At 42.6% G+C, this 13,338-nt stretch carries 9 protein-coding genes; 4 read left to right on the forward strand and 5 right to left on the reverse strand.

Annotated elements, in window-relative coordinates:
- Window positions 1-122: 122 nt before the first annotated feature.
- A complete protein-coding gene (locus V7K49_RS04640; RefSeq protein ID WP_335204690.1) occupies window positions 123-2,054 on the forward strand; it encodes a heavy metal translocating P-type ATPase in 1,932 nt (643 codons plus the stop codon).
- A gap of 65 nt (window positions 2,055-2,119) precedes the next feature.
- Here V7K49_RS04640 and V7K49_RS04645 read toward each other — a convergent pair whose 3' ends face one another.
- From V7K49_RS04645 to V7K49_RS04655, 3 genes are all read right to left on the reverse strand, one after another.
- On the reverse strand, window positions 2,120-2,584 hold the full coding sequence (locus V7K49_RS04645) for an RpiB/LacA/LacB family sugar-phosphate isomerase (RefSeq protein WP_335204691.1): 465 nt from the start codon (window positions 2,582-2,584) through the stop codon (window positions 2,120-2,122).
- A 353-nt stretch (window positions 2,585-2,937) separates the two neighbouring features.
- The gene (locus V7K49_RS04650) at window positions 2,938-4,572 is read right to left on the reverse strand and encodes an efflux RND transporter periplasmic adaptor subunit (RefSeq protein ID WP_335204692.1); all 1,635 of its coding nucleotides are present in this window, start codon (window positions 4,570-4,572) and stop codon (window positions 2,938-2,940) included.
- Window positions 4,573-5,642: 1,070 nt separating this feature from the next.
- A complete protein-coding gene (locus V7K49_RS04655) occupies window positions 5,643-6,932 on the reverse strand; it encodes a glycosyltransferase family 4 protein (protein WP_335204693.1) in 1,290 nt (429 codons plus the stop codon).
- Between the two features lie 1,162 nt (window positions 6,933-8,094).
- Here V7K49_RS04655 and glyS point away from each other — a divergent pair.
- The 3 genes from glyS (at window position 8,095) to V7K49_RS04670 (ending at window position 12,597) form a co-directional block, all read left to right on the forward strand.
- Window positions 8,095-10,248, forward strand: coding sequence for a glycine--tRNA ligase subunit beta (gene glyS / locus V7K49_RS04660; protein WP_335204694.1), 2,154 nt, complete (start codon window positions 8,095-8,097; stop codon window positions 10,246-10,248).
- Window positions 10,249-10,330: 82 nt separating this feature from the next.
- A complete protein-coding gene (gene murD, locus V7K49_RS04665; RefSeq protein WP_335204695.1) occupies window positions 10,331-11,854 on the forward strand; it encodes a UDP-N-acetylmuramoyl-L-alanine--D-glutamate ligase in 1,524 nt (507 codons plus the stop codon).
- Window positions 11,855-12,183: 329 nt separating this feature from the next.
- Window positions 12,184-12,597, forward strand: coding sequence for a PAN domain-containing protein (locus V7K49_RS04670; protein WP_335204697.1), 414 nt, complete (start codon window positions 12,184-12,186; stop codon window positions 12,595-12,597).
- A 76-nt stretch (window positions 12,598-12,673) separates the two neighbouring features.
- Here V7K49_RS04670 and V7K49_RS04675 read toward each other — a convergent pair whose 3' ends face one another.
- On the reverse strand, window positions 12,674-12,898 hold the full coding sequence (locus V7K49_RS04675; RefSeq protein WP_335204698.1) for a type II toxin-antitoxin system HicB family antitoxin: 225 nt from the start codon (window positions 12,896-12,898) through the stop codon (window positions 12,674-12,676).
- A gap of 26 nt (window positions 12,899-12,924) precedes the next feature.
- Window positions 12,925-13,104: a type II toxin-antitoxin system HicA family toxin gene (locus V7K49_RS04680; RefSeq protein ID WP_335204732.1), complete on the reverse strand. Its 180-nt coding sequence runs from the start codon at window positions 13,102-13,104 to the stop codon at window positions 12,925-12,927.
- Window positions 13,105-13,338: the final 234 nt, after the last annotated feature.

A 13,338-nucleotide genomic window follows, 5' to 3' on the forward strand; every position in this document is an offset into this window, starting at 1 on the left:
CCCTCAGCGCCCCTACCCTGCGGGAAGGCGAAGCGCCTATGCGTTTCAAAATCATTATAAACCTTGACATTAACATTAATGTCAAGGTTTAGCGTGAGAGAGTCCCTGTAAATTCATCTCTCATGCTCTACCCCCAGCGTTTCACCCAATTCACCAGAGAACACGCAGATACTGTAGCAGCCCTTTTATGTGGGTTGCTGCTATTTCTCGGATGGTTCGCCTTGCATCTCGGCGCGTTGGAATTGGCATTCCTGCTGCTACCCGCTGCTTATCTAATTGGTGGTTACGAAAGTGCGCGGGAGGGATTGACTACTCTCTTCAAAGAAAAAGAACTCGATGTAGATTTGCTGATGATTGTGGCGGCTATTGGTGCTGCTAGTCTCGGCTTATGGCGACGAGAATATCATCTAATCATTGATGGGGCGATTTTGATTTTGATTTTTGCCATCAGTGGCGCATTAGAAGGCTATGCTATGCAGCGAACTGAGCGGAGTATCCGCAGTTTGATGAGTTTGACAGCAGATACAGCAAGGGTTTTGCATCAGGGAAGGGAAGAGGAAACTCCGATCAGTCAGCTAAAGGTGGGTGATGAGATTGTCGTCAAACCCGGAGAGCTAATTCCTACTGATGGGATAATTTTATCTGGTTACAGCACCCTCAATCAAGCTGCAATTACAGGCGAGTCTTTACCTGTAGAGAAAACAGTCGGCGCAGAAGTATTTGCCGGCACACTCAACGGCTATGGTGCATTGCAAATTAAGGTACACAAACCAGCCCAAAGTAGTTTAATTCAGCGTGTGATTCGCTTGGTAGAACAGGCAAAGACTGAAGCACCTCCTTCGCAAGAGTTTATCGATCGCTTTGAGAAAAGATATGCCAAAGTCATTGTAATAGCTGGGATATTACTGGCAACTTTACCGCCATTTCTCTGGGGTTGGGATTGGGAAACGACGATTTATCGGGCGCTTACCTTCCTAGTGGTAGCTTCTCCTTGTGCGTTAATGGCTGCAATTATGCCCACGCTGCTTTCGGGAATCGCCAATGGTGCAAGACAGGGGATTTTGTTTAAAAATGGGGCGCAGTTAGAGAAGATTGGCAAAGTGCGAGCGATCGCATTTGATAAAACTGGTACCCTAACAACAGGACAGGTGCAGGTATTCCAAGTAATTTCAGTTAGTGAATACACTCAAGTAGATGTATTAAAAACTGCTGCTGGTGTAGAATCTTATTCCGAACATCCCATCGGTAAGGCAATTGTGCAGGCGGCTGGTAATTTGGATTGGGTTGGTGCAGTTCAAATCCAAGCTATACCTGGACAGGGAATTGTGGGAATCGCTCAAGAGCAACAGGTAATTGTGGGCAATGCCGTTTTTGTGCAACAGTATGTGACAAATTTACCTGATAAATTGCGAGAAATGGCTCAATCTTTGGAGCAAGAAGGTAAAACTGTGGTTTGGGTAGCGAAGAATCCCACCCCGCTTGCTCTTAGGGGAGCCGATGTGATGGGTATAATTGCGATCGCAGATGAAGTAAGAGTGGAAGCAGCCGTAACTATTACCCGCTTAAAGAAACTGGGAATTGAGCAAATTGTCATGTTAACTGGGGATAATCAGGAAACTGCTTACAGTGTCGCCAAAGCAGTAGGAATTGATCGGGTGTATGCTCAACTTCTACCAGAAGATAAGCTGGATGTTATCCGTCGTCTACAGCAACAATATCAAACTGTGGCAATGGTAGGCGATGGGATCAATGATGCACCAGCCCTAGCGCAAGCATCTGTAGGTATAGCGATGGGAATATCTGGTAGCGATGTGGCATTGGAAACCGCAGATATAATACTGATGGCAGACAGGTTAGAAAAAATTGCCGTGGCGATGCATTTGGGTAGGCGATCGCAATCCATAGTCAAACAGAATATATTCGTAGCGTTGGGTTTTATTATGTTGCTTTTGGTGGGCAACTTTCTGGGAAATATTAACTTACCTATCGGCGTCATTGGACATGAAGGTTCCACAGTATTAGTTACTCTCAGTGGTTTGAGATTGTTGAAATAAAGCACTTTTCTCTCTTTTCTCTGAGTCCAATTAATAATGCTGCAATATATCAGAAGATGTAAATTTTAAATTTTTGATGTCGCTGCACTTTTCTCTAACTGTCTAATCCGCTCCATTTGCAGGAGGTTCCACTCATCTTCAGAATAGGGTGTGCTAAACCAGACATCTAATATTTCTTTAGCGATCGCTTCTGTAGTAGCACGTAAACTTAGTACAAGGACATTCGTATGATTCCAGATGCGGGCCCCGCGTGCCGTCTCGGCATCATGACACAAAGCTGCACGTATCCTTGAGACTTTGTTGGCGGCAATAGATGCACCTGTACCAGTCCAACAAAAGACAATCCCTTCATCTGCTTTCTGGGTTGCCACTGCCAAAGCAACTTTACTATAGCTGAGAGGCCAATCAACTTCAGGATCATTCTCGGTTAGGGAACCGAAGGGTATAACTTCATGCCCACGCTGCTTAAGTTCTTCCACTATCCTATCGGTAAGGTTGGTGCGTTCATCACTGCCAATAGCGATTTTCATGACTGTTCACGCTTTCCCCTTTAAAGATGTAAATTTTTCAAAATTAAGATAGTTTGTCATTGCGTACTCCAAAGGATAACCCGTTAGCCTTGGTCTTTGGCAGGAGAAGAGTACGAAGTGTTCGCGCCTTGGTTTCCAAGAGTTGCGATCGCAAAGACTGAGATTGCAACTCTACAAGACGCTACGCGAACACTCCACTGCCTTCGGTACCCTACGGGAAGGCTTACGCCAACGCAATGACATTTTATATTTAATTTCGCCCAGCTACTTACTAAATCAATTTGATCGTAAACATCATTAGAAAATGGGTAGATAGAAATTGAGCATTACGTAGTTATCGATTGCTACAAATATTAAAAACTCCGACTACCCACTTCTTCCGGTGCAGGCTTGATCGGAGCGCCATTGGTTAGGCTGAGAATACCGGAAACAACAATTTTGTCCCCAGCTTTTAATCCTTGGATAACTTGATAACTATTCCCCTCAATAACTCCCAATTTCACGGGCTTTTGTTGAGCTACTAAAGATGCTGCTTCAGCTTTAGGGTTTTGTGCCGATGCATCAGCTTTAGGGTTTTGTGCCGATGCTTCAGTTTTAGGCTTTTGTTCTGGCGCTTGAGCCACAAATACAAAAGTCTCCCCACCCAAGCGAGATACTGCTGTAACTGGAATTAAAATTCCTGGATGTTTGTTCCAGATCACTCTGGTTTGCACTGACTGAAGATTAAGCAGTCGATTTCTCAAATTGCCAAAGTTGGCTTTCACCAAAACTGTCTGCGAATCTAAACTAGCATTTGGAGAAATAAAACTGATCTTACCCGTTGCTGTGGGTTCGCCTTGGGCGTTTAGCATTTGCACAGGTAAACCCAAGCGCAAGTTTTTGGCTTGATTTAGCGGAATGGATATATTCAGGTCTAAAGAGTCGTTTTTGGTCAATGTGGTGAGTTGATCCCCTTGTCCTACATACTGTCCTAGCTTGACTGGGATATTACCAACAATACCTGTAAAAGGAGCTAGGACTTTTGTGTATTGCAGTTGGACTTGAGCCGACTGGACTTCAGCCGCTGCTTGGTTTACTTGCGATCGCCCCTGGGCAATATCTTCTGGGCGGTTGCCGTTCAACTGTTGCCTATAGAATTGTTTCTGTTGTTCTAAGGCAGCACCTAGCTGCTCGATATTAGCAGTTCTGTTTTTGCGGAGTTGCTCTAAGTTTTTCTGGGCTGCAACCACCGCTGCTTCAGCACTAGCTTTGTTTTTGACGTATTCATCTAGGGTATCTTGGGAAGTTGCCCCTTGTTTTGTTAATTCTTCGTATCGCTTTGCTCGTGCTTGTGCTAATACTTGATCGGATTTGGCGGAATTAACTTGAGCTTCAGCCTGCTGAATTTGCTGTGGTAGCGATCCAGATACGGCATCTTGATATTTTGCTTGGGCCTGATCTAGCTGGGCTTTGGCTTGGAAAACTACTTCTGTTCGAGTCCCTGCTTTGAGTTCGGCAAGATTCGCCTGTGCTTGTTCTAGTGCTGCTTGTTTTTGTCGTAGCAGGGCTAGGGCATCATCAATTTCTAGGCTAATAATTACTTGCCCTTGTTGAACACGGTTGCCCTCTTTGATGAAAATCTGGCTAATTCGCCCTCCAATCTGTGGTTTGATTGGTACAGAGGATGGAGCCTCTAAAGAGCCAATAAACTCCGAACTGTCCTGCACAGTTTCAGTTTCCACTGTTGCTAGCTTGACGGAAACTGCCGGTTGAGGAGCTGCTCCAGCACCCTCTGATGCATTGCTAGCATTACGAGTTTGCCACCAGCGCCAACCAAAACCAACACCTGCAATTAACAGGATAATTCCCAAGATTAGAGGCCAACGCCGCTTTCGAGGTGGCTTAGGCGATCGCTTTGGCAATGGTCGCAACTCTTGACTAGAATCAGTAACAGCAGGCTGTTCTATTTCAACGGGAAGGGGAGACTCAGGGAACTCAGAATGGGACATCTTCGGTTTCTTCTCTTGTGGATTTAGACTTGGGCAATCTACTTTTCGCTAAAAAAGCATTGTTTAAATAGTTTTTAGCTCTTTTTTTTGATGTTGGTGACAAATTATATATTTCGGTATTTGGCGATCGCTCACGATGTCTAGCACCTAAAACTAACAAATATTGTTCAGCACATTCTAATTAATTTGTACATTTCCTAACTCCGATAATTTTTTTATACGGATGATTTTTCAAACTATTTTAGGCAGTATAAACCCTGTCTTTAGCTCCGAGAGAAAGCACCGTTCAATGTCCGGTTCATCTTGTTTGAGGCAAATTAACAGAACCTCCTGTCTCCTTCAAGGACTGTAAAGCGATCGCTTCGGTAATCACAGCAGCTAGTAGTTGCTCTTTGTTCTAAAAATGACGATATAAAGTTACCTCATTTACCGCAGCAACACAAGCAATTTCTCGCGCTGTGGCTCCGATTAAACCTGCTGTTGCAAACACTTAGTTGCTGACTTTATCAAGTGTGCATGAGTTTGTGCCGTCCTTGATGCTAAGTTTTCCATGAGCGTTTGCAAGCACTTGCTTGCATTATAACCACATAGGGGAAAATATTGGTATAAGGTACAAATGAGTTTATCGCTCTTAAGTTGTAGTGAATACTGATCTGATCTTAGGAAAGATAAGGGTATGGAGCGATGCCAACTCTACAAGACGCTACGCCTAGCAAGATCCCCGTAGGGGTACGGCAGGCTACGCCTACGCTGATTAATTCAGCTTTATTAAGCAAGTTTATGAGTTTCATCGAGTTATCCTTACCAAGAAAGAGGTGCGATCAGTGTTCTCTAATATAGATTCCTCTTTTTGACTAATCTTAACTTCCTACACTTAGGTCACCCGATCGGTTGATTTTTAACTCACCCAAATGGGTGATTTAATTTTCCCTAATTAGGGTTTTGTATGTGTAGCCGAGCCAGCAATGCCCAATCCCCCAATACAACTCTTGGAGAGAAGGGCGCAGTCGTTGGCGCAGCCTCTCGAAGAGAAGCAAGTCGAGATGCTCAGTACAAGTGCCCCATGCCCTTCAACCATCCACAACTGATTTTTTGGAATCCAATTTCGGCAAGATCCCTACAGTTGATTTTCGGTTAGCAAGAATATGAGAAAAGAGCCACTCATACCGATCAAGTGCTTGCTCCAAGGAATAGTTTTCTTCGGCAAATTGTCTTCCTGTGTGACCTAGCCTCGCCCCTAGAGCAGGATTAGCATATAAATCATGCACCGCAGCAGCCATTGCATCGGGTGATTCTGGCTCAACAATTATCCCACCACCACTGAGTTGGATTGCTTTAGCAGCAGTACCAGTGGCAGGAACTGAACCCACAATCGGCCGACCACTCGCCAGCAATAGTGGTATTTTTGAAGGCATATTGAACGAAATCACATTGCGCTTTTGCACAATCAGCCCTACATCAGATGCTGCTAGCATTTCGGGTAGTTTTTCTCGCGACTGCAACGGTAGCAGCAAAACATTATCCGCTCCATTTAATAGACAATATTCATGCAACCTTTGCAATGCTATTGATTCGCCAACAATGACAAAGACAATATCCTTGATATGACGTAAGCAAAGTGCTGCTTCTATTACTGTTTCTAAACCTTGCGTTAGAGCAATATTGCCCGAATAAAGGACTATGAATTTACCATCGAGTTGATGGCTAGATATCCAAGAGTTGTTCTCTTTCGGTAAAGGGCGGATAAAATTTACATTTACCCAATTGGGAATACAAACGATTTTATTAACTGGTACTCCTTTATTCACTAAATTCTCACGAAACCCATCGGCGATGACACTAATAGTGTGTGCAGTCCGATATGCAAATTTTTCTAGGGCTGCAAGAGTTCGGATCATCCACTTATTTTTCAATAGCCCAATCCGCACGGCAGCTTCTGGTAGAATATCTTGCACATTCAGAACTACGGGGCAGTCGTATAACCAACCAAATATTGTTGCTGGTAACGTAGCTAGTAGAGGCGGAACTGTTAAGATAATCACATCGGGGCGTCCACCTTTAAAGGCTTGGGGTAAGCTCGTAAAAACAAAGCTCAACTCCAGTAACAGCCGATCTACGAGGTTAGGTTTAGACTTAATTCGGAGGTAACTTCGTTGAATGGTGACACCATTTTTTTGTTCAGTAACGTACCATTTACCCCGATACTCATCGTAAATTTCGCGCTGAGGATAGTTGGGCATTCCGGTAATCACCCGCACTTGGTGACCTCGCTTTACTAGTCCTTCTGCCAATTCAGTCATTAAGGGAGCAATTCCAATCGGCTCTGGATGATAATTGTAGGAATAGATCAGAATGTGCATGAGCTATTTGTGAATTTCGTGAAGACAGCCTGAGATGAGCGGATTTATTGCTAATTTCAGTAGGCGCTGCTATTTTTATTACTTAATTTCGGTTATGAGCAGGTTATGATTTTTTGAAATCACAATTCCAATCAAGACTGTTTAAAACTTTTTATGGTGAATTTTAAGAGTTATCAATTATTAATTATTAATTATTAGTTATCAGTTACCAATTACTAATTACCAGTGTTCACTGATAATTGTTGACTGATTTAAGTTTCTTACCATATGCATGATAAGTTTTCACTAATTTTAAGAAGAATACAGAATCAATATAGTGAGGGATTCAGACCCACCACTTTCTTACAAAGTTTAGATGCCTGCGGCAAGCCGCAAAACGTCTCCGGAGGAAGCCTCCGCTCTGACTTTGCGCTAATTGTAGACACCAAATTTTAAATTTGGTGAGGGACTTAAAGCCGTTTATTCAGACGCCAGTCACACAGAATTAAATTGGAGAATTCTGGCTAATGACTCCTGAATTCTGTTTTGTTAAAAGTGAATCTAATGCTTAAATTTACACTTAGGGGATTGTAGCATTATATTTAATCTCGTGCATGAAACACACATTCCAGCTTGTAAAGTGGCACATGAAGTATTTTTAACCAAGTCATCAGTATTGGATTCATTAGTCAGTATCTCACTTTTTTGAGTAGTTCAAAAACACTAACTTTTCAACACTAGCGTCCTGCGTAGCTTCATAGGCGAAAATCTTTTTCATTGTCAGAACTCCAAAGTTGATTGACATCATGCAGATATCAATTTATAAACAACACTAACTTTACGAAAGAAATATGTATAAGTAAATACTGGATGAAATTACGGTAGCAAATGTAATAAATCAATGAAGAGAAATACTTTTTTTGTGAAGTTTTGGAGAAAATGCCAAGTCATGTAACAAACCTAAGCTCGACTTTATCCATTTTAGGGATGTATGTGGCAAGGTTTACTAAGTGATTTTCCAACTTGGTCAACTGTTTACGGTTATTTCTGGATGTTGAGCAAAGATGATACATAGTTATAAATTCACAAGAAGCATCCAAACTTTAGTTACCGTAAAAATCACGAGCGATCGCTTGATAATAACTGATAAAGTTGAGCTACGCAAAGTTGAAAACAGTGTCTTATGCCTGGGTTTCTATTAGAAGTTGGTACAGAAGAACTACCTGCAAGTTTTGTCAGTGATGCTTTAGTGCAATGGCGGGAGCGCATTCCCCAAAGCCTGCAAGCAAACAGCCTCAAGGGCGAAAGTGTCCAGGTGTACGGTACTCCCCGCCGTCTGGCGGTATTGATTAAAGGTCTACCATCTCAGCAACCAGACCGAGAAGAAGAAATTAAAGGGCCCCCCGCCCAAGCCGCCTTTAAAGATGGTCAGCCGACAGCAGCAGCAGCAGGCTTTGCCAAAAAGCAAGGTGTGGAACTGGATGCGCTGTTTGTTCGCCCCACTGACAAAGGGGAATTTGTCTTTGTGCAAAAAAGAATTCCCGGCCGTCCTGTGGCAGAAATTTTGACAGAACTTGTACCTCAGTGGATTTGGGGTTTAGAAGGTAAGCGGTTGATGCGTTGGGGGAATGGGGATGCGAGATTTTCCCGACCAATTCGCTGGCTGGTAGCTTTGTTAGATGCAACAGTGCTGCCTCTAAAATTAGTGAATGGTTCTAAAACGATTCAGAGCGATCGCATTTCTCAAGGTCATCGGGTCTTGCATCCTGAACCTGTGACAATTGCCCAAGCGACTGATTATGTTATCACCCTCAAATCTGCCTATGTCACCGTTGACCCAGAAGAACGGGCAAATTTAATCAAAGAGCAAGTAAATGCAGTAGTACAGAATTTAGGCGGGTATACAGTAATTTACCCCGATTTGTTAGAAGAAGTAACCAACCTTGTAGAATATCCTTCCACAGTTGTCGGTAAATTTGAACCAGAATTTTTAGAATTACCAACTGAAGTAATTACTGAAGTTATGGTTACTCATCAGCGTTACTTCCCTGTATTCAAACCAGGTAGTTTTCAGGAAGAATTATTGCCCAATTTCATCACCATTTCTAACGGTGATCCTAAGAAATCAGATATTGTTGCTGTAGGGAATGAAAGGGTAATTCGTGCCAGATTAGCTGATGGGAGATTTTTCTATGAAGCTGATTTAACTAAGCCTTTAGAAAGCTTTCTACCCCAGTTAGAAAAAGTCACTTTTCAAGAAGAATTGGGTTCGTTGCGTGCAAAGGTAGATAGAGTAGTCAAGATTGCCGAGCGAATAACCAGCCAATTAAAATTAGAAGAAGACCAAAGCCAAAGAATCCAACGTGCTGCTTTATTATGTAAAGCCGATTTGGTTACCCAAATGGTGTATGAATTCCCGGAATTACAAGGGATAATGGGAGAAAAATATGCCTTAGCCAGTGGTGAAGATGCCGAAGTAGCAAAGGCAATTTTTCAACATTATTTGCCAACGGGGTCCGGTGATATTTTACCAGCAACACTCACAGGTCAAATTGTCGGTTTGGCAGATAGATTAGATACCTTAGTGAGTATCTTTGGTTTAGGTTTAATTCCTTCTGGCTCGTCTGATCCCTTCGCCTTGCGCCGGGCTGGCAATGCTATAGTAAAAATTACTTGGTTTTATAATTTGCCGATAAATTTAGAGAATTTATTGGAGCAAATAGCGAAAGATTTTGCAGCAAAATATCATAAAGATCAGGCAGCATTAACCGCAGCATTACAAGAGTTTTTCTTACAACGCATCCGCACTTTACTACAAGAAGAAAAGCAAATTGATTACGACTTCGTAAATGCTGTTTTGGGTGACAATGACCCAGAATACACAGAACGGACATTAAAGGATTTATTGGATGTACGCGATCGCGCCTTATATCTACAACAAATCCGCAACGACAGTACCTTAGATAACATCTACGAAACCGTTAACCGTTCTACACGATTAGCCGCCCAAGGTGATTTGGATACAAAACAGCTAGATCCGACAGCCGTAGTTCGTCAAGAACTATTCCAAAAGCCCTCTGAGATAGCTTTGTATAATGCCTTAATCGAATCAGTACCGCAAACTCAAGCAGCACAGCAGACACGAAATTATCAACTGTTAATAGCAGCATTAGCAAAAATTGCTCCGACAGTTAGTAACTTCTTTGATGGCCCGGATAGCGTTCTAGTTATGGACTCCGATCCAGAAGTTAAGCGGAATCGATTACATCTGCTGGGATTAGTTCGCAATCATGCCCGTGTTTTAGCTGATTTTGGTGCGATCGTCAAAAATCTGTAGCGTAGGTCAACAAAAAGTTGTGTAATTTTTGCCAATAGACGCTACTATAGGGAGTGCTTAACCAGGGACTCTGCTGCAATCTATGCCTAGAGCTACTGTAATTGGATTAGGAAAGTCCGGTGTTGCTGCGGCAAGATTGTTGAAACGGGAAGGTTGGGAGGTAGAGCTAAGTGATGGCAACACCTCCGAAACCCTCCTACAACAACAACAACAACTCGCTGCCGAGCAAATAACCGTTAAACTAGGCCAATCCCTAGAATTGAATGGTGCTAATTTACCCCAATTAATAGTCGTTAGTCCTGGCGTGCCTTGGGATATTCCCGTATTAATTAAGGCACGCCAATTAGGTATTGAAACCATTGGGGAAATGGAACTCGCTTGGCGGAATTTGCGAGCGCTACCTTGGGTAGGAATTACTGGTACTAACGGCAAAACTACTACCACAGCTTTAATTGCTACCATTTTCCAAGCAGCAGAATTAGATGCACCCGCCTGCGGTAACATTGGCTACGCCGCCTGTGAAGTTGCCCTATCTTGCAGCACAGGGACAGAAACTCCAATCCAAAATCGTTCGACTGAACGACTTGCCTTGAGCGAAGCCGAAAAGAGCCGAAGTCCAAAATCTAAAATCCAAAATTGTATTGATTGGGTGATTGCGGAAATTAGTAGCTATCAAGTAGAATCTTCCAGTTCTCTTGCACCCCGTATCGGTGTTTGGACGACTTTCACGCCGGATCATCTTAGTCGCCATCAGACTTTAGAGAACTATTACAACATCAAAGCAAAGTTATTGCATCAGTCCGAGTTGCAAGTGTTCAATGGTGATGATACTTACTTGAGCAAGCAAGGTTTAAGTGCTTGGCCTAATGCCTATTGGACAAGTGTGAGAGGAAAAGATTTCCTGATTAGCGAAAAAGGCTTTTACATCGAAGACGACTGGGTTGTGGAAAAGTTGAGTGCAACCTCTGCACCAGAACCGATTGTGAAAGTATCCACTTTGCGGATGGTAGGAGAACATAACCAACAAAATCTCTTGATGGCAGTAGCAACGGCAAGATTAGCGGGAATTAATCGTGATGCGATCGCACTTGCAATTCGAGAATTTCCTGGCGTTGCTCATCGTTTGGAGCATATCTGCACTTGGGAAGGTATTGATTTCATTAACGATAGCAAAGCCACTAACTACGATGCTGCGGAAGTTGGTTTAGCATCCGTGAAAAGTCCAGTGATTTTAATTGCTGGTGGAGAAGCCAAAGCAGGTGATGATACTGGCTGGCTAGCAAAAATTCACTCCCAAGCTGCTGCTGTGTTATTGATTGGCTCTGCTGCACCCGCATTTGCCCAACGCCTCCAAGAGGTGGGTTATTATTCTTACCATATTGTGGAAACTATGGAAAGGGCAGTTCCGAGAGCAGCAGAATTAGCTAAGGAATATCAAGCGCCTGTGGTGTTGCTATCTCCGGCTTGCGCGAGTTTCGATCAGTACCCGAATTTTGAGGTGCGGGGCGATCGTTTCCGTCAGTTGTGCCTTGCTTGGGCGGGAGGAGGGAAGCTTCAATACAACTCGATTTTTTCATCTCCCCTGCCTAATTCATTCAGTGTTTAGCTTGCAGCTAGACACTGAATGAATTATGTAAAATCATTAACAATTTTTGTATTTGGTAGTAAATAACTATATTCTAACTAGCAGATATTAACAAAGTTGGGGGGGTTAATTCCCCTGGCTCTATAGGCAGCACTTTTTGATCCCCAATTCAAATCACCGTTATAAAACGTAATTGCGTTAGCGACGTAAGAGCGTCATTGCGGATTCGTTTAATACTAGACATTTGGTGAAAAAGAATGTAGAGACGTTCCATGTAACGCCTCTACAAAGATTCTGCCTGACGCATATTTAATTTCTGGAGATGTCTACTGTGTAGCAAGGAGAGATTTATGAAATTAAAAATAGTTGCAGCTTGGCAATATGCAAAGAAAATTTTTGTTTTCCCAAGAAGTATTATATTTTTTGGGTTGGCACTTTTGTTAATTTTAGGTTTTAGTACGTCCCTAAACTTCATACCATTGGCTCAACCTGCCACAGCTCAAGTTGCTCCAATCTCAACCACTATTCCACGTTATGTCGTAACCGCTGAATTTGGTAGAAATAGAGGAGGTAGCGATTACACAGGTTTTCCGACTTCAGCATCCGCTTCAGATTGCCAGCAGTTTTGTATTAATGATAATAGGTGTAATGCTTATACCTATGTTCGACCAGGAGTACAAGGTGCTAGTGCTAATTGTTATTTAAAATCTGTAGCACCAGCATCAACACCAAATAGCTGCTGTGTATCCGGTGTGAAATTGTAAGCGAAAAGTGCGGTGCGAACTTCCGCCACAGTGTATTAAGAGGATTGTTTAGTGCTAATTGAGTGATTTTCTCTAATCATATTTTGATGTAGTTTACAACTTCAACCTCATGAGCGATGCTTGTAGGTTTAGGAATAGGTAAACCATCTTCTAGCATTCCTTCTAGATGAAATTCAATAGCTTCTGCAATCATCTGCTTGACTTCTTCTAAAGTTTCACCCACAGCTATACAACCTGGTAAATCAGGGACATAAGCGCCGTAGCTAGTTTCTCCCTTTTCAATCACAACTGTATAATGCATCAGTCTTTCTCCAATTAAGCTTGTCTCTAGATATTTTTAAGAGTACCAATTGGCACATCCACATTTGGCTTACCAGACACTGTTACAGTCGTTCTGGGTTTATCTGAATATTTGAACTGTCGATGACTACTTTTGGTTCTAGCAAGATACCAACCATCAGCTTGTAGTCGTTTAATGACTTCGCGTATGCTAATACTTATCTGTATAGTCTATATTTCTGTTACAGATATCGTTAATTGAGAAGTCCAAAGTCAATCAAATTTCCTATTTTCGGGAAATTTCCTCATTTGGGGAATATTTTATCGGGTGCGTTAACGAAGTGTAACGCACCTTTCTACTGGAAACGCAGCCCAATCAAACCGTTGAGACAGTTGAGTTTTTAGCAATACCTGTGATAGTTTAGAAATAAATTGGCTCGAAAACGCTTCAAGGTAAGTCGC

This window comes from Nostoc sp., assembly GCF_036919675.1.
Taxonomy (GTDB): Bacteria; Cyanobacteriota; Cyanobacteriia; order Cyanobacteriales; family Nostocaceae; genus Nostoc.